Annotated in this window: 18 protein-coding genes and 1 pseudogene; 6 read left to right on the forward strand and 13 right to left on the reverse strand. The window is 57.8% G+C overall.

Annotation, left to right across the window (positions count from 1 at the left end; all coding sequences use genetic code 11):
* Positions 1-26 precede the first annotated feature (26 nt).
* Entirely contained in the window at positions 27-1,466 is a 1,440-nt protein-coding gene (gene mdtQ, locus MKS11_RS13955) for a multidrug resistance outer membrane protein MdtQ (RefSeq protein WP_023318738.1), read from the reverse strand.
* A gap of 128 nt (positions 1,467-1,594) precedes the next feature.
* Between mdtQ and MKS11_RS13960 the strand changes: the two genes are divergently transcribed.
* A complete protein-coding gene (locus MKS11_RS13960; RefSeq protein WP_043520336.1) occupies positions 1,595-2,329 on the forward strand; it encodes a bifunctional 2-polyprenyl-6-hydroxyphenol methylase/3-demethylubiquinol 3-O-methyltransferase UbiG in 735 nt (244 codons plus the stop codon).
* 33 nt (positions 2,330-2,362) lie between these two features.
* On the opposite strand, the gene MKS11_RS13965 is transcribed toward MKS11_RS13960, so the two are convergent.
* The 5 genes and pseudogenes from MKS11_RS13965 to dusC form a co-directional block, all read right to left on the reverse strand.
* Positions 2,363-3,757 (reverse strand): glycoside hydrolase family 1 protein, encoded by a 1,395-nt coding sequence (locus MKS11_RS13965; RefSeq protein WP_023318740.1) that lies wholly within the window; start codon positions 3,755-3,757, stop codon positions 2,363-2,365.
* Between the two features lie 15 nt (positions 3,758-3,772).
* Positions 3,773-5,747: pseudogene (gene bglF / locus MKS11_RS13970) on the reverse strand (PTS beta-glucoside transporter subunit IIABC).
* A 28-nt stretch (positions 5,748-5,775) separates the two neighbouring features.
* Positions 5,776-6,609 carry a transcriptional antiterminator BglG gene (gene bglG / locus MKS11_RS13975; protein ID WP_048295206.1) on the reverse strand — a complete coding sequence of 278 codons (834 nt, stop codon included), beginning with the start codon at positions 6,607-6,609 and terminating at the stop codon, positions 5,776-5,778.
* Between the two features lie 155 nt (positions 6,610-6,764).
* On the reverse strand, positions 6,765-8,129 hold the full coding sequence (locus MKS11_RS13980) for a carbohydrate porin (protein ID WP_048295207.1): 1,365 nt from the start codon (positions 8,127-8,129) through the stop codon (positions 6,765-6,767).
* A 356-nt stretch (positions 8,130-8,485) separates the two neighbouring features.
* Entirely contained in the window at positions 8,486-9,418 is a 933-nt protein-coding gene (gene dusC, locus MKS11_RS13985) for a tRNA dihydrouridine(16) synthase DusC (protein ID WP_014907191.1), read from the reverse strand.
* Positions 9,419-9,775: 357 nt separating this feature from the next.
* On the opposite strand from dusC, the gene MKS11_RS13990 reads away from it, so the two are divergent.
* The 4 genes from MKS11_RS13990 (at position 9,776) to sanA (ending at position 12,870) form a co-directional block, all read left to right on the forward strand.
* Positions 9,776-10,180, forward strand: coding sequence for a CidA/LrgA family protein (locus MKS11_RS13990; protein WP_004201620.1), 405 nt, complete (start codon positions 9,776-9,778; stop codon positions 10,178-10,180).
* The gene (locus MKS11_RS13995) at positions 10,170-10,865 is read left to right on the forward strand and encodes a CidB/LrgB family autolysis modulator (protein WP_004201621.1); all 696 of its coding nucleotides are present in this window, start codon (positions 10,170-10,172) and stop codon (positions 10,863-10,865) included. Before MKS11_RS13990 ends, MKS11_RS13995 begins: the two co-directional genes overlap by 11 nt.
* A gap of 128 nt (positions 10,866-10,993) precedes the next feature.
* Positions 10,994-11,878 carry a cytidine deaminase gene (cdd, locus tag MKS11_RS14000; RefSeq protein ID WP_049093651.1) on the forward strand — a complete coding sequence of 295 codons (885 nt, stop codon included), beginning with the start codon at positions 10,994-10,996 and terminating at the stop codon, positions 11,876-11,878.
* Between the two features lie 275 nt (positions 11,879-12,153).
* Complete coding sequence (gene sanA / locus MKS11_RS14005) at positions 12,154-12,870, forward strand: outer membrane permeability protein SanA (RefSeq protein WP_004201624.1); 717 nt, start codon at positions 12,154-12,156, stop codon at positions 12,868-12,870.
* Positions 12,871-12,940: 70 nt separating this feature from the next.
* Here sanA and mglC read toward each other — a convergent pair whose 3' ends face one another.
* The 6 genes from mglC to folE all read right to left on the reverse strand — a co-directional run bounded on the left by mglC (position 12,941) and on the right by folE (position 19,919).
* A complete protein-coding gene (gene mglC, locus MKS11_RS14010) occupies positions 12,941-13,951 on the reverse strand; it encodes a galactose/methyl galactoside ABC transporter permease MglC (RefSeq protein ID WP_002912871.1) in 1,011 nt (336 codons plus the stop codon).
* 15 nt (positions 13,952-13,966) lie between these two features.
* A complete protein-coding gene (mglA, locus tag MKS11_RS14015) occupies positions 13,967-15,487 on the reverse strand; it encodes a galactose/methyl galactoside ABC transporter ATP-binding protein MglA (protein WP_004201625.1) in 1,521 nt (506 codons plus the stop codon).
* Positions 15,488-15,605: 118 nt separating this feature from the next.
* Positions 15,606-16,604, reverse strand: coding sequence for a galactose/glucose ABC transporter substrate-binding protein MglB (gene mglB, locus MKS11_RS14020; RefSeq protein WP_004201626.1), 999 nt, complete (start codon positions 16,602-16,604; stop codon positions 15,606-15,608).
* 295 nt (positions 16,605-16,899) lie between these two features.
* On the reverse strand, positions 16,900-17,922 hold the full coding sequence (gene galS / locus MKS11_RS14025; RefSeq protein ID WP_017899327.1) for an HTH-type transcriptional regulator GalS: 1,023 nt from the start codon (positions 17,920-17,922) through the stop codon (positions 16,900-16,902).
* A 155-nt stretch (positions 17,923-18,077) separates the two neighbouring features.
* Positions 18,078-19,235 carry a DUF418 domain-containing protein YeiB gene (gene yeiB / locus MKS11_RS14030; RefSeq protein WP_135729887.1) on the reverse strand — a complete coding sequence of 386 codons (1,158 nt, stop codon included), beginning with the start codon at positions 19,233-19,235 and terminating at the stop codon, positions 18,078-18,080.
* Between the two features lie 15 nt (positions 19,236-19,250).
* Positions 19,251-19,919 (reverse strand): GTP cyclohydrolase I FolE, encoded by a 669-nt coding sequence (folE, locus tag MKS11_RS14035; RefSeq protein ID WP_004201633.1) that lies wholly within the window; start codon positions 19,917-19,919, stop codon positions 19,251-19,253.
* 360 nt (positions 19,920-20,279) lie between these two features.
* Between folE and fghA the strand changes: the two genes are divergently transcribed.
* Positions 20,280-21,113 carry an S-formylglutathione hydrolase gene (gene fghA / locus MKS11_RS14040; RefSeq protein WP_004201634.1) on the forward strand — a complete coding sequence of 278 codons (834 nt, stop codon included), beginning with the start codon at positions 20,280-20,282 and terminating at the stop codon, positions 21,111-21,113.
* Between the two features lie 70 nt (positions 21,114-21,183).
* Here the strand turns inward: fghA and cirA are convergent, their stop codons facing one another.
* Complete coding sequence (cirA, locus tag MKS11_RS14045) at positions 21,184-23,157, reverse strand: catecholate siderophore receptor CirA (protein ID WP_023318747.1); 1,974 nt, start codon at positions 23,155-23,157, stop codon at positions 21,184-21,186.
* Between the last annotated feature and the right edge of the window lie 221 nt (positions 23,158-23,378).

Here is a 23,378-nt window from a genome sequence, read left to right on the forward strand (position 1 = left end):
GCCCGCGGGCGCACCGTGGTTGGCGGTTACTTCACCGTCTGATGGTAGCCGCCGCCAAGGGCCGAGGTCAGCTGAATGCTGGCGTCAATCCACTGGCCGTGCAGGCGCAAGGCGGTGATACGCTCCTGCAGCGCCGGGAGTTTCGCCAGGCTCACCCTGGAGCCGGGCAGGATCCCCGCCGCCATTCGGGCCTGCGCCAGATCCACCACCCGCTGGGCGTCTTTTTCAACCTGCTGCTGCTGTTGGCTTTTGGCCATCAGCGTCTCAACCTGGCTGGCGGTTTTCGCCACCTGGTTGACGGCGTCCACCACCGCTTTGTTGTATTGGGCGATGGACAGGCTGTTCTGCGCGCTGGCGATATCCAGATTAGCATTGAGACGACCGCTGTCGAAGATCGGCAGCGTCAGTCCGGCGGTGACGCCCATCTGCTGCGCCGAATGGCGGAAAAGATCGCTTAAGTGCAGGGCATCCTGCTGCAGGAAAGCCATCAGGTTGATGTCCGGATAAAACGCCGCCTTCGCCGCGTCCACTTCGCTCAGCGACGCCTCGATATACCAGTGAGCGACCTGCAGATCCGGGCGGCGCGCCAGCAGCTCATAGCCGAGGGTATCCGGCAGCTGCGCGCTGACCGTCGGCAGGCTGGCGGGTTTGAGGTTTAGCGACTGGCTCTGGCTGTTGGTCAGGGCCATCAGCCGCGCTTCAATCTCTTTCATCGTGCCCGCCACGTCCGCCAGCTGCTGGTCGGTTTTGCTGACGTTAATATCGTTCTCCGCCCCTTCGGCGGAGTTGGTGATCCCGCGCTGATACAGGGCCTTGTCGACCGTCACGATATTATTTTGCTCGTTTTTCACCTGCTGCAGCACCGCTTTGATCGCCGCTTCCGTCTGCCACTGCCAGTACAGGCGCGCCACGCTGCCGGAGAGCAGCTCGCGGGTCTGGGCCTGCTCGGCCACCTGGGCTTTCAGCTCGCCGATGCGCGCTTTCACCAGCGCGCGGTTTTTGCCCCACAGATCGAGATCCCAGCCGGCAGTCAGGCCGAAGGTGCCATTGGTGTACCACGGGCCGGTATTGCCGTCGGTATCGGTGGCGAACGGCCCCATCAGGCCTTCAGCGGACATTTTCTGCCGTTCGATATCGGCGGAGAAATCCATCTCCGGGCCAAGATTCGCCTGCGACATTCGCGCCTGCGCTTCAGCAAGCCTGATGCGCTGTTCGGCAATCTGCATGTCCGGCGCGTTGGCGAGTGCGCGCTGAATCAGATTATCCAGTTGGGCATCGTGGTAGTCTTTCCACCAGTCGGTGTGTGGCCAGCCATTTTTGACGGCGGCGGGAAGATCCATGGAAACGTGGGAAGCCGGAATTTGCTGCTGCGGCGGATTAGCGACCTCATGAGAAGGCGCGCAGCCAGCCAGCGCGATGGCCAGGGGCAACGCCGCCAGCACGCTATTTTTTAATATCAATTTCATTTAACAGGTCAGATAACGTAATCAGGTTGGTTATCATAAATTAATTGAATTAAACGCGTTTAGTAAAGCGTGTGACTAAATTATTAGTTAGCTAAAAATAAACAACCTTATCAATTCAAGGGATGAATATGAGTCAGAATATTTATGACGACCCGCAGTTCTTTGCCGGCTATGCGACCCTCGATCGCTCGGTGAAGGGACTGGAGGGTGCACCAGAGTGGCCATCGCTGCAGGCAATGCTGCCGCCAGTAACCGGTTTGCGGGTGGTGGATCTCGGTTGTGGCTACGGCTGGTTTTGCCGCTGGGCGCTGCAGCAGGGAGCCAGCCAGATAATTGGTTTTGATATCTCCCGACGTATGCTGACGCAGGCGCGAGAGATGACCCGCGGGGATGAGATTGACTACCGCTGCGCCGATCTGCAAACCCTGACGTTGCCCGCCAACAGCTGCGATCTGGTCTATAGCTCACTGGCGCTCCATTACTTACCAGACATAGCCCCGCTCTTCACTGCCCTGCAGCAGGCGCTGGTCCCTGGCGGCATCCTGGTCTTTTCCGCGGAACATCCCATCTATACCGCGCCGCTGCAGCAGGGATGGCAGGTGAATGAGCAGGGGCAAAAAAGCTGGCCGGTCAGCCACTATCAGCAGGAGGGCGAGCGCGTAAGCAACTGGTTTGCCGAGGGCGTCATTAAACAGCACCGCAAACTCTCAAGCTGGGTAAACGCGCTTATTGCCGCTGGTTTTGTGCTGGAGCAGCTGGATGAGTGGGGTCCGAGCGCCGAACAGATTGCTCAACAGCCCGCCCTGGATGAAGAGAAAGAGCGTCCGATGATCTTTTTACTGCGCGCGCGTAAACCGGGCTGATCCCTCGCCCGGCGATGGCCGGGCGGGGAAGCATTACGCTTTCAGGCTGGCGCCGCGGCTGGCAATCACCTCTTTATACCAGTCAAAGCTCTTCTTCTTACTGCGTGCCAGGGTGCCGGTGCCGTCATCATGGCGGTCGACATAGATAAAGCCGTATCGCTTCGACAGCTCCGCCTTCGAGGCGCTCACCAGGTCAATCGGCCCCCAGCTGGTAAAGCCCATCAGCTCAACGCCATCGTCAATGGCTTCCCGCGCCTGCACCAGGTGGTCGTTCAGGTAGCTGATGCGATAGTCATCATTAATGCTGCCGTCGGCTTCCACCTTATCTTTGGCGCCCAGACCGTTTTCCACGATAAACAGCGGCTTCTGATAGCGATCCCACAGCACGTTCAGCAGCGTACGCAGGCCGAGGGGGTCTATCTGCCAGCCCCACTCCGAGCTCGCCAGGTGCGGGTTCGGCACCATGCTGAGAATATTGCCGCGCGCCTGCTGGTTCAGCGCCTCATCGGCGGTGACGCATCCGGTCATGTAGTAGCTGAAGGAGATAAAATCGACGGTGGTTTTCAGCGTTTCGCGATCGGCCTCGGTGATGTCGAGCGTGATGCCGTTGTCGCGGAAAAAGCGCTGCATATAGCCCGGGTACGCCCCGCGCGCCTGCACGTCGCCGAAGAACTGCCAGCTGCGGTTCTCCTGCAGCGTCTCAAACACATCTTCCGGTTTGCAGCTCAGGGGATACATCAGCCCGCCGAGCAGCATATTGCCGATTTTGCCCTCGGGCACCAGCTCATGACAGGCTTTGACCGCCAGCGCGCTGGCCACCAGCTGGTGATGAATGGCCTGATACACCTCGCCTTTACTGCTGCCGGCCGGCAAGCCGACGCCGGTCATCGGGGCATGCAGCGACATATTGATTTCGTTAAAGGTCAGCCACAGTTTGACTTTGTTTTTATAACGGCTGAACACCGTCCGGGCGTAGCGCTCAAAGAAGCCAATCACCTGCCGGCTGCCCCAGCCGCCGTAATTTTTCACCAGCGCCCATGGCATTTCATAATGCGACAGCGTCACCAGCGGAGTGATGTTGTGCTTCGCCATCTCGTCGAACAATTTGTCGTAGAACGCGAGGCCGGCTTCGTTCGGCTCGGCATCGTCGCCGTTGGGGTAGATGCGGGTCCAGGCGATGGAGACTCGCAGGCAGTTAAAGCCCATCTCGGCAAACAGGGCGATATCTTCCGGGTAGCGATGGTAAAAATCGATCGCCACATCCTTTATGCCGCTGTCGCCGGGTACGCGCTCGACCACTTCGCCGAAGACGCCGTGCGGCTGCACATCGGAGGTGGATAACCCTTTGCCATCTTCCAGGTACGCCCCTTCCACCTGATTCGCCGCGGTCGCGCCGCCCCATAAAAAATCTGTCGGGAATGTTTTCATCTCTCTCTCCTGTGATTAATGGCTGACTGACAACAACGGCTGACCGGCTTCGACGGCGCTGGGCGCCACCGTGTCGATCTCACGATAGTCATCGCTGTTGCTGATAATAATCGGGGTCGCCAGGTCGTAACCGGCGTCCAGAATCGCCTGACGATCGAACTCAATCAGTAGATCGCCGGCCTGTACCCTGTCGCCCTCTTTCACATGCGCGGTAAACGGCACGCCGTCGAGTTTGACCGTGTCGATGCCAACGTGGATCAGCAGCTCGATGCCGCTGTCGCTCTGCAGGCCGATGGCGTGTTTAGTCTGAAACAGGGAAGCCACTTCGCCCGGGAATGGGGCAATGACTTTGCCCACCGCCGGGATAATGGCGACTCCTTTCCCCAACAGGCCGCTGGCGAAGGTGCTGTCCGGCACCTGATCGAGGGCGATGACGCTGCCGCTCATCGGCGCCAGGATGTCATTTGCCGAGACCGGCGCTACCGCCACGGCGCCCGGCGCGGCGCTGGCGCGCGGCAGGCCGGCGAAGAAGGTCAGCACGCAGGCGAGCACGAAAGCCACGCCGGTGCCGATAAGCCCGCCCCAGACGCTGGCGTCAATCCCGCCGGGCGGGATCATTTGCGCCGGGAAAAAGATGTTTGGCAGGCCAAACGAGTAGGCATAACTGTTGCTAAAGGCAGTGATCGCCCCGCCAATCGCCCCGGCGACACAGCCGAAGATAAACGGACGGCGCAGCGGCAGAGTCAGGCCATAGATAGCCGGCTCGGTGATGCCGAACAGCCCGGCGGAGAAGGCGGAACCGGCCAGCACCCGCTGGCGCGCATCGCGGGTGGCGAGGAAAATACCGAGCACGGCGCCCACCTGGGCAATCACCGCCGGGAGGATAATAGGCAGCATGGAGTCGTGACCAAGCACCGTCATGTTATTGATCATCAATGGCACCAGCCCCCAGTGCAGGCCGAAAATAACGCACACCTGCCACATGGCGCCCAGTACCGCGCCCGCCAGCCATGGCGCAAACGCGTAGATAAACTGGTAGCCGTTGGCCAGCAGATGGCTCAGCCAGGTGGCGACCGGGCCAATCACCAGGAAGGTGAGCGGGACCACCACCGCCAGGCAGATGGCCGGGCTGAAGAAGTTTTTCATCGATGACGGCAACAGCGCGTTGCTCTTGCGCTCCAGCCAGCAGGAGACCCATGAGGCGAGAATAATCGGGATCACTGACGAGCTGTAGTTGATAAAGGTCACCGGAATGCCGAGAAAGTGCTCCACCGCCGCGCCCGGCGCCTGGCTGGCCTCAAAGGCCTGAATCATCAGCGGGTGGGTTAACGCCCCGCCAATCACCATCGAGATAAACGGGTTGCCGCCAAACTTCTTCCCGGCGGTATAGCCAAGAAACAGCGGGAAGAAAAAGAACAGCGCGTCGCTGGCAGCAAACCAGATTTTATAAGTCCCCTGCTCCGGCGTAAGCCAGCCGCAGGTCACCGCCAGCGCCAGCAGGCCTTTCAGCAGACCGGTTGCCGCCATCACGCCGATAAACGGTGTAAAAATGCCGGAGATGATGTCGATAAGCTGGCTTAACACCGATCCTTTGGCCGCTTTTTCCTCGGCAACCGGTTCGCTGTCATCGCTTAACCCCGCCTCCTGGCGCACCGCCAGCCAGACGTCGTGAACGTGGTTGCCAATCACCACCTGAAACTGGCCGCCGCTCTCCACCACCATAATCACGCCCGGATTGGCCTTCAGCCCTTCGGCATCGGCTTTGCCGTTATCCTTCAGTTTAAAACGCAGACGTGTCGCACAGTGAACCAGACTCACAATGTTCTCTTTGCCGCCGACGCGGTTGAGAATATCCTGCGCGAGTGCTTTATATTCCATGCTCTTTTCCTTACTGCCGCTGCCCGCAGACAACCGGCGACTGAGTAGTAAAAATAAAAAAAACCCGAGAACCACGCCGGTAGGCGTCGCGCTCAGGTTTTGCCTGCATCATGCAGTAACAATCCAGTTTGTCGGGAGACTTAGCGTCCCTCTTTTCTTACCCGTTCAATATGAATGGCAAGAAACATAATTTCTTCGGTGGTCAGCGCACGCTGATACTGCTTTTGCAGATGCGTCGCCACCGTTTCCGCACACTTCCACGCTTTGGCGTAGTTGTCTTTCACCGCGCTGTGCAGCGAGACGTCGTCATCTTCCACCACCGTGCGGGTCAGCATCCGCTGAGCGAAAAACTTCAGGTGGGTGACGAAACGCTGATAGCTCAGCGACTCCTCGTCGTAGTTCAGCTGCAGCTGATACTTCACCAGCTGCAGGATCTCCTGCATCACCCGGGTCACGTGCATGACCTCCGGCATTTCGCTGTTGAGCTGCGCCGTCACCAGATGCAGGGCGATAAATCCGGCTTCATCCTCCGCCAGCGCCACGCCTAGCCTTTTGGCAATGATGGCCCTTGCCTCCTGGCCCAGCGCGAACTCCTTCGGATACAGCCGCTTAATCTCCCACAGCAGCACGTTACGCAGTGCGATGCCCTTTTTCTGCCGCTCGATAGCAAAATGACAGTGATCCGTTAACGTGATGTACAAACTTTCCTGTAACTTGCCCAACCGCCCGCGTGCCAGGTCGATAATGCGATCGCAGGTGGTCATCACTTCTAACGGAATCTGACTGAGCAGCTCGCCTAAGCGGCCGACCAGCTCATCGCTTTGTAAGGCGAAAACTTTTTCAATTTTACTGTCGTCCAGCACGTCGCCCGGGCGTTTCTGAAAGGCCAGCCCTCGCCCCATCACCACCTGTTCGCGCCGGTGCTCGTCGAGAACCACCACCACATTGTTATTGAGTACTTTGGCGATTTGCATATAGACCCCAGAAACAAAAAAACCTGACCCCCGACGAAACGCCAGGTGATCAGGTTTTGCCTGCCGCAGCAGTTGCAATCCAACGCCAGCACTGTAACAACTTCTGCTGCGCGCTCAACCTGACAAGTGAAAAAACGTGATTAAGATCGCGACTATCAGAAGGTCACGATGGTTTTCCACTCCACTACCCACGCGTCCTGGGTCTGCGCGACGCCGCCCGGACGGTGCCAGTACTGCAGGCCCGGCTGCAGCTCCAGCCAGGAGACCGGGCGGAAGCGATAATAGAGTTCACCGTTCAGCGAGTGGCCGGCCACCGGCTGGTAAGCCGGATCGTTATAGTCGGTGGCGCCGCTTATCTGATTCATATAGCGCTGATTACGTGCGTAGTGGCTGCTCATGTCGATCCACGTCAGGCCGAAGCCGATCCAGTCCTCCGGACGGGCGTCAAACAGACCGCGGTAGCGCATGGAGGCGGCGACGGCGGAGTGGATATAGTTGCTGCGCTGGTCGCTGAGGCTGCCGCTCAGCGAGACGCTCATCCCCCGCAGCGGGTCGTCGGCGTGGCGGGTGATCTGCTGGTTCAGGCCGGCGTACATAAACCAGGTGCTGTCGTGCTCGGCGTAACCTTGCGGATCGGTCGCCCCGGCGCCGCCGGATTTACCGCTGTAGAGGTCGCTCTGCGGCGCGTTAGTCCAGACCACGCCAAGGTTATAGGCTCCCGGCAGGCCATTAATCAGCGGACGGGTTTCGATCTCCATCGGCAGTAAGATGCCTTTGCTACCCTTCGTCGACCAGCTCCACGCGTGGCTGCGCGCGGTAGCCTGCGGGTTCTGCTCCATCACCCCGCCTTTGAGGGTGACGGTCGGCGTCAGCTTGTACTCCAGGGTGGTGCCCCAGGTATGAATGTTCCAGTTATTCCAGGTCAGCGAGTTGGCCGATTTCCCACCGCACTGGGTCAGCAGCTGAAAATCGCAGGGTATGATCTGGTCGAAGGTTTGCACCTTGTTCATCATGCCGATGCGCCAGGTCAGGCGGCGGTCGTCAAAGCTGCGGGCAAAGGTCAGCCAGCCGAGACGGGTGATCGACCCGCCGCCCCAGCTCTCCTGCGACAGATCGTTGAAGCTGACCCGCGGATCCTGCAGCCGTTTCGTGGTGAGGTTATCATCATGGTTGCGATTGACGATATTACCCTCAAGCCGCGCGTCCGGTATGCCGGTCCAGCGCTCCAGATCCTGGGTAAAGGTCAATGACACCTGGTCAATATAGGCCAGATGTTTATCATGGTTATAGCCGCCGCCGGCGTTGTAGGCCATCTCGTTAAGATAGCCAAGATTATAATGAAAGCCGTTCTCTTCAAGGATGGGACGAATGCCCAGCATATCGCCCAGCAGCCCTGGCTGTCCGGCTTCAAACCCCAGCACGCTGCCGTTCCACGCCGGGGTTTGCGCCGCGTTCACGGCGGGCGCCATAGTCGCCAGCGCCGCGCCGATAAAAAGCTGATTTATTTTTTTGTTATGCATTGTGATCTCCACCGTGACTGAATAAAAACAAAGGGGATCCCCAGGCTATTTATTTACCCGTTTTCTTTTTTTAAAAATGAATGGCAAAAAGCGTCCGTCGGTAATAAAACCGCGACAATGCCAGAGAAATCGTTATTCACATCTCATTGTTTTACATCATCATTTTATCCACCCTGAATTTTTACCAAAAAAAAACCTAAGCACTTTGCGCCACGAATGACGAAAGTGCTTAGGTTTTGCCTGAGTTCAGTAGCAATCCTGAATTGATTGACCGCACATTATCACTTTATTCAACCCATGCCTATCATCAATAGGCATGCAAGTAATAATATGTGAAGCGAATAACAGTATGGCGGTTAATAGCGGCCGATCGCCACCGCTATTTCAGCAGACGTTTGCAGGGCGCGAATTTCATTAAACAGGGTCAGCGCCTCGGTATATTCCTTGCGTAAATAGCCTAACCACTGCTTAATTCTCGCCACATGATACAGGCCGGTATCACCCTGCTTTTCCAGGCGGGTATATTTTTGCAACAGCTGGACCACCTGCGGCCACGGCATGCGCGGTTCATTGTATTTGATCACCCGGCTGAGGTTCGGCACATTGAGCGCCCCGCGGCCAATCATCACCGAATCGCAGCCGGTGACGGCCATACAGTCCTGCGCGCTTTGCCAGTCCCAGATCTCGCCGTTGGCGACCACCGGGATAGTCAGGCGCTGGCGGATCTCGCCGATCGCCTGCCAGTTGATGCGTTCGGCTTTGTAGCCATCTTCTTTGGTACGGCCGTGAACCACCAGTTCGCTGGCCCCCGCCTGCTGCACCGCGTCGGCGATTTCAAAGCGCCGTTCACCGCTGTCCCAGCCAAGACGAACTTTCACCGTCACCGGCAGATGCTCGGGAACCGCCTCTCGCATGGCTTTCGCGCCGCGATAGATCAACTCTGGATCTTTCAGCAGCGTTGCCCCGCCGCCGCTGCCGTTTACCAGCTTCGACGGACAGCCGCAGTTTAAATCAACGCCCCACGACCCCAGCGCCACCGCGCGGGCGGCATTTTCCGCCAGCCACTCGGGATATTGTCCCAGCAGCTGGACGCGGACGCGGGTGCCGGACGGCGTGCGGCTCTGGTGATGCAGTTCCGGGCATAGCCTGTAGAACGATTTTACCGGCAGCAGTTGATCCACCACGCGCAGAAATTCGGTGATGCAGAGATCGTAATCGTTAACCTCGGTCAGCAGCTCACGCACCAGCGAATCGAGCACGCCTTCCATCGGCGCCAGTAGAACACGCATATCGTTACCCGGAAAAAAAAGAGGCGCTATGGTAGCGCCTCCGGGCGCTGGTTGAAAGCGCTCAATGCGTCCGACCCGGCGCACTCCGGTCCCCGGACGCCCGAGGCGGCAAAACGGCGAGATAATCTCTATGCTTTACAGGGGCCTGTGGCGTCTCATTTACCTTTATTTGCCGCGCCTCGTCCAGCAAGGTAGCGTGGGGAGAGAAACCGTCTAAGCCGCAAGGCTTCGGACTCTGACGGGCGAGACGATGGTTCCCGTAAGCTATCAGCGCTATGCATAGAATTCATGATGTGATCGGTAGCACATTTTAGGGATTAATTGTATGATGAATGCACTTCATCAAGGGTTATTACCATGAGTAAATCGCTGACTATTATCTGGCAGTACCTGCGGGCTTTCGTCCTGATTTACGCCTGCCTGTACGCCGGAATTTTTATCGCCGGGCTGCTGCCTATCACTATCCCCGGCAGCATCATCGGCATGCTGATCCTCTTCGTGCTGCTAGCGCTGCAAATTATGCCGCCGCAATGGGTCAACCCCGGCTGCAATATCCTGATCCGCTATATGGCGCTCCTGTTCGTGCCGATCGGCGTCGGCGTGATGCAGTACTGGGATCTGCTACGCGCCCAGCTTGGGCCTGTCGTTATCTCCTGCGCCATCAGCACGCTGGTGGTGTTTGTGGTGGTGAGCTGGAGTTCCCATCTGGTGCATGGCGAACGTAAAGTGATTGGGCAAAAGGAAAAGAAAAATGATGCATGAAATCTGGTGGTCGCTACCGCTTACCCTGATCGTCTTTTTCCTCGCCCGCAAACTGGCGGCCCGCTTCAAGTTCCCGCTGCTCAACCCGCTGCTGGTGGCGATGGTGGTGATCATTCCCTTTCTGCTGCTGACCGGGATCTCCTATGAACGTTATTTTGCCGGCAGCAAGATCCTGAACGATCTGCTGCAGCCGGCGGTGGTCGCGCTGGCCTTCCCGCTATATGAACAGCTGCACCAGATCCGCGCGCGCTGGAAATCGATCATCACCATCTGCTTTATCGGCAGCTGTGTGGCGATGATCACCGGCACCACCGTGGCCCTGCTGATGGGCGCCACGCCGCAAATCGCCGCCTCTGTTCTGCCCAAATCGGTGACCACGCCGATTGCGATGGCGGTGAGCGGCAGTATCGGCGGCATCCCGGCCATCAGCGCCGTGTGCGTGATTTTTGTCGGTATCCTTGGCGCGGTATTCGGCCATACGCTGCTCAACCTGATGCGTATTCGCACCAAAGCATCACGTGGCCTGTCGATGGGCACCGCCTCGCACGCCCTCGGTACCGCCCGCTGTGCGGAACTGGACTATCAGGAAGGAGCGTTCAGCTCGCTGGCGCTGGTGCTGTGCGGGATCATCACCTCGTTGATGGCACCATTTTTATTCCCGCTGATCCTCGCGGTGGTGGGATGAATTGTGATTCAAATCACATTTCTTAATGCAACAAAGAAAAGTTGCATTAGCAATGGGATGTAAATCACATTTGAAACCCCTTGACGCCCGTACACTGGTTCCCCATTACACTGTTATGAGGCAACGCTATGCACTCACGTTTTCAAGCTGCTTTGACTACCCTGGCAGCAGACCTGCAGGCGGCCATCTCCCCGATGCTCGCCGACCCGCACTTCCCGGCGCTGCTCGAAGCCGATCAGGTGGCGACGCTGCAACAGGCGACAGGTCTGGACGAAGACGCGCTGGCCTTTGCGCTACTGCCGCTGGCCGCCGCCTGCGCGCGCGCCGACCTTTCCCACTTTAACGTCGGGGCTATCGCCCGCGGCGTCAGCGGCCGCTGGTACTTTGGCGGCAACATGGAGTTTCTCGGCGCCACCATGCAGCAGACCGTCCATGCAGAGCAGAGCGCCATCAGCCACGCCTGGCTGCGCGGTGAAACCTCCCTGCGCGCTATCACGGTGAACTACACGCCGTGCGGCCATTGTCGTCAGTTTATGAACGAACTGAACAGCGGACTGGCGCTGCGCATTCATCTGCCCGGTCGCGAAGCCCATGCGCTGCAGCACTATCTGCCGGATGCCTTCGGCCCGAAAGACCTGGAGATCAAAACCCTGCTGATGGACCACCAGAACCACGGCTTCCCGGTCAGCGGCGATGCCCTGTCCCAGGCGGCGATTGAGGCCGCTAACCGCTGCCACGCGCCGTACAGCCACTCGCCTTCCGGCGTAGCGCTGGAGCTGAAAGATGGCACCCTTTTCAGCGGCAGCTATGCGGAAAACGCGGCGTTCAACCCGACGCTGCCGCCGCTGCAGGGGGCGCTGAATCTCCTCAGCCTCAACGGCTATGATTATCCGGACATCCAGCGGGCGATCCTGGCGGAGAAAGCCGATGCGGCGCTGATTCAGTGGGACGCCACCGTCGCCACCCTGAAGGCGCTGGGCTGCCACAATATCGAGCGCGTGCTGTTAGGTTAATCCGCCTGCGCAGACGGCCGGATGGCGTCTTCGGCTTATCCGGCCTACCTTTTATACCCTTAGGTGTCGGGTGGCGCTACGCTTACCCGACCTACGGTTCGCGCCATGGCGAGCTGAAGATCCCTATGCCGGGTGTCGGCTCACGCCTTACCCGGCCTGCGTTCGGCGATCTGTCTATATTGCTGAAAATCCCCGCAATCAAACGCGGGTTTCTTGCGCTTACCCGGCGGGTAAAGTAGCCTGAAGACTCCGTTGTCTATTATTGAGCCAAGTTCATGTTAAAGCGTGTGTTCTACAGCCTGTTAGTCCTGCTCGGCCTGCTGCTGTTGACCGTGCTGGGTCTTGACCGTTGGATGAGCTGGAAAACCGCGCCCTATATCTATGACGAGCTGCAGGACCTCCCCTACCGCCAGGTCGGCGTGGTGCTGGGCACTGCTAAATACTACCGCACCGGCGTCATCAATCAGTATTACCGCTACCGCATCCAGGGCGCGCTGAACGCCTACAACAGCGGCAAGGTCAACTATCTGCTGCTGAGCGGCGATAATGCTCTGCAAAGCTACAATGAACCGATGACCATGCGCCGGGACCTGATTAAAGGCGGCGTCGATCCGGCGGATATCGTGCTGGACTATGCCGGTTTCCGCACGCTTGACTCGATCGTCCGCACCCGCAAAGTGTTCGACACCAACGACTTCATTATCATCACCCAGCGCTTCCACTGCGAACGGGCGCTGTTTATCGCCCTGCATATGGGGATCCAGGCCCAGTGCTACGCGGTGCCGTCGCCGAAGGATATGTGGAGCGTGCGGCTGCGCGAATTCGGCGCCCGCTTTGGCGCGCTGGCGGACCTCTACATCTTCAAACGGGAACCGCGCTTCCTTGGCCCTTTAATCCCGATTCCGGCGCAGCAGCACGACGTGCCGGATGACGCCCAGTCCTACCCGGCGGTCACGCCGGAGCAGCTGCTGGAGCTGCAGAAAGAAAAGTAGCCTCCATCATCGCATCCGTTTCAGGTATAAAAAAACCCGCGCCAGGCGCGGGTTTTTACTCAGGCATAAATTACTTCTTACGGGCGTATTTCAGGGAATCCAGCGCCACGGCGAAGATAATGATCGCCCCCTTGATGATGTACTGCCAGTAAGGGTTGACGCCAATGTAGGTCAGGCCATAGTTGATCACGGTGAAGATAATTACCCCTGTCACCACGCCGAATACGGTCCCTACCCCGCCGCTGAACGATACACCGCCCACCACGCAGGCGGCGATGGCGTCCAGTTCGTACATAAAGCCGAGGTTATTGGTCGCCGAGCCGATACGACCGGCTTCCAGCAGGCCGCCGAAGGCGTAGAACACCCCGGAGAGGGCATAGATCATCAGCAGGTTCAACGCCACGTTAACCCCGGAGACTTTCGCCGCTTCCGGGTTACCGCCGATAGCGAAAATGTTTTTGCCAAAGCGCGTCTTGTTCCACAGGATCCAGACAAAGAAGACGGCAATCAGCGCGTAGAAGGTAATGTAGGACAGGCGGAACGAGCCCAGCGCCACAAACCCCTGCGCGAAATGGGAGAAGTGACTGTCGAAGCCGGAGATCGGCGACGCGCCCACGAAATCGTAGTACAGCGAGTTAATGCCGTAGACGATGATCATGGTCCCGAGGGTGGTAATAAACGGCGTTACGTTCAGATAGGCAATGACGATCCCGTTAATCAGCCCGATGACCGCCCCGATGGCGCATACCAGCAGGATGACCAGTGGGATCGGCATGGTCGCCATATCCGGGAACACCTTGTTGGCATTATCCACCGCCTGCAGCATGGTCGCGGCAATCACCGCCGCCAGTCCCACCTGACGGCCGGCGGAGAGGTCCGTGCCCTGCGTGACGATCAGTCCGGCCACGCCGAGGGCAATAATAATACGCACCGAGGACTGGGTCAGAATATTACTCAGGTTGAGCAGACTTAAAAATGTCGGATCCTGGAAAATAATAATGGCCAACAGGACCAGAAGGACGACATATATCCCACCCTCTTTCAGGTAAGTGAGAAAACTCTTTTTATTTAACGCACTCATGTGAAGCCCCTGATCTTAAAGGTGCAATGACGCAAGACGCAGTATTTCGTTTTGCGTGGTGGTTTTAGTCTCAACAATGCCCGCGACCAGGCCGTTGCTCATTACCAGAATGCGGTCGGTAATCCCCAGCAGTTCCGGCATTTCGGAAGAAATAATAATGATCCCTTTATCTTTTTTAGCCAGCTCGGCAATCAGCTGATAGATCTCGAATTTGGCACCGACGTCGATACCGCGCGTCGGCTCGTCCAGCATCAGGATCTCCGGCTGGGTCAGCAGCCAGCGGCCAATAATGACCTTTTGTTGGTTACCACCGGAAAGCGAACCAATCTGCGTATGCTGGCCGGGGGTTTTAACGCGCATGGAGTCAATCACCCATTGGGTATCGCTCTTCATCCGCGAGTTATCCAGCAAGCCGACGCTGTTTTTATATTTCTTAATATTGGAGATCAGCGAGTTAAAACCGATGTCCAGATAGGCGTAAATTCCGGTGGAGCGCCGCTCCTCGGTTACCAGCGCAAAACCGTGGTTAATCGCCTCATTGGCGCTGTGGTTGTTGATCTTCTTCCCGTGCAGGGTAATGGTGCCGCTGGCCTTCTCACGGATCCCGAACAGGGTCTCCACGATGTCGGTACGCTTCGCGCCCACCAGACCGGCGATACCGAGAATTTCGCCCTTATGCAGGTCGAAGGAGACATCGCGAATGGAGGGCTGGCGCAGGGAGGTGAGATTGCGCACCTGGAGGATGACTTCCCCCGGGGTGTTTTCACGATCCGGGAAGCGCTGATTGAGCGAACGCCCGACCATCATGGCGATGATCTTGTCCATATCCAGCCCTTCCAGCGGCTGGGTAGCGATCCACTGGCCGTCGCGCAGGATGGTAATTTCATCGCACAGCTGGAAAATCTCTTCCATTTTGTGCGAGATATAGACGATACCGCAGCCGCGATCTTTCAGCTTGCGGATGATCTTGAACAGATGGTTGACCTCTTTCTCCGTCAGCGATGACGTCGGCTCGTCCATGATGACGATTTTGGCGTCATAGGAAAACGCCTTCGCGATCTCAATCATCTGCATCTGAGATACCGATAAAGTCCCGACGCGGGCGCGCGGATCGATATCAATATCCAGCTCATCAAAAATAGCCTTGGTATCCCGGTACATTTTGTCCTGATCGACAAACATGCCTTTGGTGGGATAGCGGCCGAGCCACATGTTGTCCATGACCGAACGCTGTAAGACCAGGTTTAATTCCTGATGCACCATCGAAATACCGTTTTCCAGGGCTTCTTTCGCCGAATGGAAATCGATCTCTTTTCCCTGAAAAAGAATGCTGCCGGAATCTTTTTGATAGATCCCAAAAAGGCATTTTAATAATGTCGATTTTCCGGCGCCGTTCTCACCCATTAACGCATGAATGGAGTGCGGACGAACCTTCAGGTTGACATTATCAAGAGCCTTGACGCCAGGAAACGATTTGTTGATGTTGGTCATCTCCAACAAATATTCGCCTGACCGTTCGCTATTATTGCTGACCATAGTTATACCTGGCTGCGTTCATGCACGCCCCGTCCGGCGCAATAACGCCAGCAGGAGTCTGGTTCTGTATCAGGAATAATCGGGCGTGGATAACCCACGCCCGCAACTCACATCACGATTATTTGCCGGTAAACTGGCTCAGGTTGTCTTTATCGACCCCCACGTAGGGGACGCGAACAATCTTGTTGTCAATTTTCCAGTTGGTGCCTGCCGCCGCCTCTTTTCCGTCGGCAAGGTTTTTCGCCAGCTCGAAGGTCGCTTTCGCCTGGTTGTTAGCATCGTTCAGCACGGTACCGGCCATCGCGCCGGATTTCACCAGCGCCAGGGCTTCCGGCAGGGCGTCAACGCCGAACACCGGAATGCTGCTCTTGTTGTGCGCTTTCAGCGCTTCAACCGCACCCATCGCCATGGCGTCATTGTTGGCGATCACCACTTCAATCTTGTTCGCATTCGGGCCGGAGAGCCAGGCGTCCATTTTGTCTTTCGCCTGGGCGGTATCCCACATAGCGGTGTCCATCTGCAGCTGCTGGGTCTTCAGACCTTTATCGTTCAACTCTTTGATAACGTAGGTGGTACGTGCTTCCGCATCCGGATGGCCCGGCTCGCCTTTCAGCAGGACGTACTGGATCTGGCCGTCTTTATTCAGATCCCAGTTCGGGTTTGCTTTCCAGTGCTTGGCGATCAGATCGCCCTGAATAATCCCGGACTCTTTCGAGTCGGTACCGACGTAGTAAGCCTTGTCATAACTATCCAGCGCTTTACGGGAAGGCTCTTTGTTGAAGAACACCACCGGAATATTCTGCCCGCGCGCTTTTTCGATGACCGTTCCCGCCGCAGCCGGGTCAACCAGGTTGATCGCCAGGGCTTTCACGCCTTTCGCCAGCAGCACGTCAATCTGATCGTTTTGTTTCGACTGGTCGTTCTGCGAGTCATTCATCAGCAGCTGGACGTCAGGCGCGGATTTGCCATCTTTTTCAATCGCCTTACGCACCACCGACATAAAGTTGTCGTCATATTTATAAATCGTCACGCCGATACGGGTATCTGCTGCGTGTGCTGCGGCGCCAAATAACAGACCAGCCATTACAGCAGAGAGGGTAAACACCTTCTTATTCATGGAATCTCCGGTTTTATTATGCAGGGTCATTTTTGTGAAAAGTGCGGGCGGGACTTGTTGCATTAGTGTTACCGCACAACGCATTTCACGACGAAAATTCGGTCTTCCGTGTCGGGTAACGCTCCAGGAAAATACGACTCTAATACTCGTTTAACGCCTTGTTCCTAATGATAAAAGTGAGGATTTTCCCTCACCTTGTGGTTCAGACTGGTAAACGCTGCCATCATAATCAGGCGAATGTTAATATACTGTGAATTTACTCACAAATTGAAAGCGGTTACATCCCGCTGCCGCTTCAGTTAGTGATCGGCCCCACAGTTTGCCGCTGGGCAACGGAGTGACGGCGCACCAGGGTCGGCATAAAGCAGTGCGTCGCCTCGCGATCCAGCTTGCCGGCCGCCCCCAGCAGCGCCAGCTCGGTGGCCAGCTTCGCCATCGACATCACCGGATAGCGCACGGTGGTCAGTTGAGGATCGGTGTAACGGGAAATAGGAATATCATCAAAGCCAATCAGCGACAGATGCTGCGGCACGACAATGCCGTTATCCTTTAGCGTTGTCAGCGCGCCGGCCGCCATGCTGTCGTTGTAGGCGAACACGGCGGTGAGGCCGAGATTCCGCCCCAGCAGTTCGACCATCGCCGCTTCGCCGCCCTGCATGTCCGGGGAGCCGGACCCGACCCAGCTGTCCGGGGCGATGATGCCCTGCTCCTGCAGCGCTTTGCTCCACCCTTCCCGGCGCATATCGTCGTCTTCAATGCCGTGATTTGAGGAGAGATAGCCGATGCGCTGGTGGCCGTGATTGAGCAGCATGCGGGTAGCCATCAGCGCGCCGCTGACGTTGTCGAGACCCACGCAGCGATGGGCAAAGCCCGGCACGATGCGGTTGATCAGCACCATCCCCGGGATATGTTGCATAAAGTCGCTCAGTTCAGCATCGCTGAGCGCTTTCGAATGGACGATCAGCGCCGAGCAGCGCTGGCGGATCAGCACCTCGATGGCGTGGCGCTCTTTTTCCGCCTCGTGATAGCTGTTGCCGATCAGCACATACTTCTGATGCTGCTGGGCGACGGTATCCACCGCTTTCACCAGCGCGCCGAAGAAGGCATCGGAGACGTCCATCACCACCACGCCGATGGTATCGCTGACCTGGGTGGCCAGCGCCTGGGCATTGGCGTTTGGCCGGTAGCCCAGCTGGGTCACCGCTTTCATCACGACGTCGCGCGTATCCGGACTCACCAGCGCGCTGTTGTTCAGCACCCGCGACACGGTGGCCACGGATACGCCCGCCTGGCGGGCGACATCACGAATAGTGATCATACTCAGCGACCTTAAGAGAATTACAGCACGTCACATTCACCTCCTGTGCTCAGCAAGGAGGCTATTCTGGCAGCGACCCGCGGTCCGCTACGTGAGTGAGGTCACACGGCTGGAAACGTTTACATCCGTTTTGTTAATGATTGTGATCGAGATCGTTATCTGGATGTATCTTTCAATGATGTCCCTGACGCACGCAGGGTTAACTGACGCCACAGCCATTCCACCGGCCCCTGGCGGAAGCGACGCAGCCAGAGTGATGACAGAAGGAGGTTTACGGCCCAGATGGGGGGAACAAAGGCCAGCAGCTGCAGACGATCGAAGCGCATAAACAGCCCGAGATGATAAAACAGGGTGGTGCAGATCAGGGTCTGCAGCAAATAGTTGGTCAGCGCCATGCGTCCAACGCAGGCGATAGCCCCCACCAGGCGGAAACGGCAGAGCTGCGGCCAGTAGCCCCAGGCCAGCGAGGCATAGCCGATAGCCTGCAGCGGGGCGCTAAGTTCACGCGGCGCCTGCAGTAAAAACGCGCACCAGCGATAGTCCCAGGCCAGATACCACTGGGCGACGATGGCCGGCACATTCACCGCCATCCCGGCCACCACCAGCAGCACGCCGGTGCGCCGATAGTGACGCTGGCTGAACTGCCCTTTCAGCCAGCCGCTGCGCATCAGCGCCGCGCCTATCAGCATCATCCCCGCCAGCTGCCAGCCATACTGCGCGCCGAGCGCCAGCAGATTGTCCGACAGCATATCCGCCCGGTTGCTGACCGCCTCCATGCCGCCGTGCAGCTTCCAGTACTGCTCATACTGCAGATTGGCCGCGTCCGGGACCCAGGAGCGATTGGCTGCGGGTCCGGAGATCATCCCCAGCAGGACCAGCACCGCAATGCCGGTGAGGTAGAGCACCACCCCGGTGTTGAACAGCGATTTGACATGCTGAGCCTCGCGCACCATGCGCCAGCTCACCAGCCCCACCAGGGCGTAGGCCAGCAGAATATCGCCATCCCAGAAGAAAAGACCGTGAATGAAACCAAGCAGCGCCAGCAGGGTCAGGCGCGACTGGATCCAGCGTTTTCCGCGGGGGAGCAGAAGCTGCAGACCGGCGCCAAACAGCAGCGCGAACAGGGTGAGAAATTTCACCTGCGCCAGCAGGTCGAGAAGCGCCCAGGTCCAGGTATCGCTGAGGGTCGCGCTTCCTGACCAGGCCGGATTGAGGTAAGCGGCCTTCGGCAAGCCGAAGGCGCTGATATTGAGAAGCAGGATACCGAGGATGGCGACGCCGCGGACAAAGTCCAGCGTGACATTTCTCTCCATGTACCCTGCTCCGTTTTAGCTGTGGTGACGTACTGCGCGCAGGAATTCCTGGCGGGTATTCTGGCTGGATTTGAACAGGCCACCGAGGGAGGTGGTGGTAGTGGCGCTGGTCGCGTCGCGGATGCCGCGCGCTTTCACGCAGTAATGCACCGCGTCAATGGATACCGCCACGTTGCTGGTGCCGAGCAGCGTCTGCAGCGCAATCAGGATCTGCTGCGTCAGACGCTCCTGGACCTGCGGACGCTGGGCGAAAAACTGCACGATACGGTTGATTTTCGACAGGCCAATCACCGAATCTTTCGGGATATAGGCTACCGTCGCTTTACCATCGATGGTGACGAAATGGTGTTCACAGGTGCTGGTCAGGGTGATATCGCGTACAGTGACCATTTCATCGACCTTCATTTTGTTTTCAATGACGGTGATTTTCGGGAAGCGAGAATAATCCAGTCCGGAGAAGATCTCATCGACATACATTTTGGCGATGCGATGCGGGGTCTCCATCAGACTGTCATCACTCAGATCCAGATTCAGCAGTTGCATAATCTCGGTCATATGACCGGTAATCAAACGCTTGCGTGTTTCGTTATCAATTTCTTGTACTGGCGCACGCATCGGCGTCTCCAGCCCACGAGCGACCAGCGCTTCATGAACGAGGACGGCTTCTTTACTCAGTGATGACATTTGGGTTTCTCCTGCAGGTGTGGCGCTCTTTGCTTTTTCTGGGGGCAAAGTTTGTATTCATTGTGCGTGAGGCGGCGCACAGAATCCAGTAGCCGTAACGATAATTATTGAAATTGGCGCTGCCTTTTATTAAGGCGCGAAGTCTCGCCTCAAGCGCGGCGCCAAATCCCTACCGCCGAATCCGGAATGATCCAACCGCTGTACGCATCCATAAGCGCCATCGCTACACCGGCATGTTGGCTATAAGTTGCATTAATGATGCAGTAAGTTCTCAAAAGGAGAAAGTGAAAGTTGCTCACCGGCTAATGAAATATCTGTATTATTAACGTTTACGCGCACACCCCTTCCGAGGAGCCTTGCATGGAACTGCTTGAAGAGCATCGCTGTTTTGACGGCCGGCAACAACGCTGGCGTCATCACTCCCCTGTCCTGAACTGCGCCATGACGTTCAGCATTTTTTTACCGCCTGAGCGCGAAACGCCGCCGCCGGTGCTGTACTGGCTGTCCGGGCTGACCTGTAACGATGAAAACTTTACCACCAAGGCGGGCGCGCAGCGCATTGCCGCCGAACTGGGCATCGCGCTGGTGATGCCGGATACCAGCCCGCGCGGTGATGAGGTGGCCAACGACGACAGTTACGATCTGGGGCAAGGCGCCGGCTTCTACCTGAACGCCACCCAGGCGCCCTGGGCGGCGCACTATCGAATGTACGATTACCTGCGCGACGAACTGCCCGCGATTATCCGCAGCGAGTTTAGCATCGGCGACCGCTGCGCCATCAGCGGCCACTCGATGGGCGGTCACGGCGCGCTTATCATGGCGCTCAACAATCCCGGCCGCTACGTCAGCGTCTCCGCCTTCGCGCCGATCGTCAATCCCTCCCAGGTGCCGTGGGGTAAGAAAGCGTTTACCGCCTATCTCGGCGCCGATGAATCGACATGGCACGCCTGGGACAGCTGCGCCCTGATGCAGGCCAGCCAGCCGGCGGACGCTGTGCCGACGCTTATCGATCAGGGCGACAGCGATCCATTCCTTGCCGGACAGTTGCAGCCGGCGGTACTGGCGGAGGTCGCGCGGCAGAAGGCCTGGCCGTTAACGCTGCGCATCCAGCCCGGTTACGACCACAGCTACTACTTCATTGCCTCGTTTATTGAAGACCATCTGCGCTTCCATGCGCAGCATCTCTTTGGCTAAACGCAAATGCGCCGCGAAGCTGCTTCGCGGCGCATGTTCAGGCCTACAGGACGCGTTTTAGCGCCGGCAATCAGAAGCGATAATCCACCGCCATAAAGTAGCGACGGCCCTCTTCGGTATAGCTGTAGTCGTCCCGGCTGAGATCTTTATCGCCCACGTTCTGCACCCCGGAGCGCAGTTTCACATTCTTGGTGACCTGCCACGCCGCGCCGACGTCAAACAGGGTATAGCCGCCCGGCGTTTTGCCGGTGGCGCTCACCGCGCGCTGCTGGCCAGTATAGTTGGCCGTCACGTAGAAGGACCAGTCATCCAGCGGTTTCCAGTCGAGCGTGCCGTTGGCGGTATGGAACGGCAGCGTCTGCAGCGGTTTGTCGCCGCCGTTGCTCAGATCGCGACCATCGTTGTAGGTGTAGTTCACCGTCAGCTTCCACTCATCGCCAAACGGGATCTTCACCTCGGTCTCCACCCCTTTGATGCGCGCTTTGTTGACGTTGAAATAGCGGAAGATCGGCACGCGCTTGCCGTTGACGGTTTTCCAGCCGACAAAGTTCGGGTAGCCCGGCGCTTCGCTGGCGCTGGAGGTGCGCAGAACATCGATCATGTCGTCGACATTATTCTGGAAGGTGGTGATGCTGCCTTCGACATTTTCAAGCCAGCCCTCTTCCCCGCGGTAGTAGAGACCGAGCTCGAAGCTTTCGCTGGTTTCCGGTTTTAGATCCGGGTTACCAACGATGCTGCACGAGCCGCGGCAGGAGTTGGTGGTCCAGTCGGGATTAAGCTGCAGCAGGGACGGGGCTTTAAACGCCGTCGCCCAGCCGCCTTTGACGGTGACGGTATCGGTGGCGTTATACACCAGATAGGCGCGCGGGCTCCAGTGATCGCCATAGGTCTGATGGTCGTCCATACGAATGCCGGTGGTCAGCGCCAGCGGCTCGATGATGCGCCATTCGTCTTCAATAAACAGGGCGTACTGGCTGGCCGACGTTGACTGACCGCCGCTGCTCAGGTTGACCGGATCTTTCAGCTTGTCGTGGCGCCATTCGCCGCCGAAGGTCACCAGCTGGTTAATCATGTCCAGCGGCAGAACGTACTTGCCGTCGATGGCATTGCTTTCCGAAGTGATGGTCCCGTTCTGCCCCGGATTTTTGTTATCCACCTTTTCGCCGTAGAACTTGAGCTCGCTGTTGCCCATATCCCAGCGGCCGTTATGGCTCAGGGAGTAGTTCTCACGCTCAAGGCGGTTGCGGTCAAGGGAATCGGAGTCGCGATCCTGGCGGTCAAAGCCATAGCCCGCGGTGAAATCGTGGCTGTCGTTCGGCGTCCAGGCGAATTCAACATTGCCATCGCGGCTGGTGAAGCCCTCGATGCGCGGCGTTTCGCCGGTGGCATTGCTGGAGGACTGCGGATCGTCCTTGGCGCGTTTCGCCAGGCTGCCGTAGGCCTTCATCCCAAGCACGCCGTCGATCAGCGGGCCGCTGGTGAAGAACTGGCCGTTCCAGGTATCCCCGCGGTCGCGGTGCTCCTGGATGGTGGTATCAGCGCTCAGCGTCCCGGTCCATTTCTGGCCGATTTTTTTGGTAATAATGTTGACCACGCCGCCGAGCGCATCGGAGCCGTACAGGGAAGACATCGGGCCGCGCACCACTTCGATACGTTCGATGGCATCCACCGGGATCCAGTTAAGGTCGAAGTCGTTGTGGCGGAAGACGGCGTTTCGCGAGTTGACGCGCTTGCCGTCAACCAGGATCAGGGTATAGCTGCTGCTCAGACCGCGGATGCTGACGCCTTTGCGGTTATCCCCTTCGTTGGTGAGCTGGACCCCGGGCACATCGCGCAGTACGTCTTTCAGGTTCTGGACCGGCTTGCGCTGCAAATCCTGCTGAGTGATGACGCTGATGCTCGCCGGCGCGTCTTTGACGCTCTGTTCAGTCGCCGAGGCGGTCACCACCAGCGTTTCTTCATTCACGTCGGCCAGGGCCGGAAACGCCAACGATACGACGGACGCAGACAATCCCGCCCGGATAAAAGGGTTTAACCTGAACATTCCAAATCTCCATGAGGTGTACAACCAAACAAACAAAAAAGGTGCTGCTCACACGCGCTGGCGGCCTGCCGCTCTGTCGGCGGTAGACTCGCTGTTTTCTTGTCGATGTGGCTGGTCGCCCGATGTCAGTCTGTACACATGGCAGAGACGGGGGAGTGGCTTCATCCGTAATGGTCGGAAATGATAAAGATAATGATTTCTATTATCAATATAATTATGAA

Origin of the sequence: Klebsiella sp. K5-45 (genome assembly GCF_030128605.1) — a bacterium.
Taxonomy (GTDB): Bacteria; Pseudomonadota; Gammaproteobacteria; order Enterobacterales; family Enterobacteriaceae; genus Klebsiella; species Klebsiella quasipneumoniae.

Coding starts and splice junctions, on each gene's coding strand:
- MKS11_RS13990 (WP_004201620.1), top strand. CDS start 9,776: ATGAGTAAATCGCTGACTATTATCTGGCAGTACCTGCGGGCTTTCGTC.
- sanA (WP_004201624.1), top strand. CDS start 12,154: ATGTTAAAGCGTGTGTTCTACAGCCTGTTAGTCCTGCTCGGCCTGCTG.
- MKS11_RS13960 (WP_043520336.1), top strand. CDS start 1,595: ATGAGTCAGAATATTTATGACGACCCGCAGTTCTTTGCCGGCTATGCG.
- bglG (WP_048295206.1), bottom strand. CDS start 6,609: ATGCAAATCGCCAAAGTACTCAATAACAATGTGGTGGTGGTTCTCGAC.
- MKS11_RS13995 (WP_004201621.1), top strand. CDS start 10,170: ATGATGCATGAAATCTGGTGGTCGCTACCGCTTACCCTGATCGTCTTT.
- mglB (WP_004201626.1), bottom strand. CDS start 16,604: ATGAATAAGAAGGTGTTTACCCTCTCTGCTGTAATGGCTGGTCTGTTA.
- mglA (WP_004201625.1), bottom strand. CDS start 15,487: ATGGTCAGCAATAATAGCGAACGGTCAGGCGAATATTTGTTGGAGATG.
- mdtQ (WP_023318738.1), bottom strand. CDS start 1,466: ATGAAATTGATATTAAAAAATAGCGTGCTGGCGGCGTTGCCCCTGGCC.
- fghA (WP_004201634.1), top strand. CDS start 20,280: ATGGAACTGCTTGAAGAGCATCGCTGTTTTGACGGCCGGCAACAACGC.
- mglC (WP_002912871.1), bottom strand. CDS start 13,951: ATGAGTGCGTTAAATAAAAAGAGTTTTCTCACTTACCTGAAAGAGGGT.
- yeiB (WP_135729887.1), bottom strand. CDS start 19,235: ATGGAGAGAAATGTCACGCTGGACTTTGTCCGCGGCGTCGCCATCCTC.
- MKS11_RS13965 (WP_023318740.1), bottom strand. CDS start 3,757: ATGAAAACATTCCCGACAGATTTTTTATGGGGCGGCGCGACCGCGGCG.
- galS (WP_017899327.1), bottom strand. CDS start 17,922: ATGATCACTATTCGTGATGTCGCCCGCCAGGCGGGCGTATCCGTGGCC.
- cirA (WP_023318747.1), bottom strand. CDS start 23,157: ATGTTCAGGTTAAACCCTTTTATCCGGGCGGGATTGTCTGCGTCCGTC.
- cdd (WP_049093651.1), top strand. CDS start 10,994: ATGCACTCACGTTTTCAAGCTGCTTTGACTACCCTGGCAGCAGACCTG.
- folE (WP_004201633.1), bottom strand. CDS start 19,919: ATGTCATCACTGAGTAAAGAAGCCGTCCTCGTTCATGAAGCGCTGGTC.
- MKS11_RS13980 (WP_048295207.1), bottom strand. CDS start 8,129: ATGCATAACAAAAAAATAAATCAGCTTTTTATCGGCGCGGCGCTGGCG.
- dusC (WP_014907191.1), bottom strand. CDS start 9,418: ATGCGTGTTCTACTGGCGCCGATGGAAGGCGTGCTCGATTCGCTGGTG.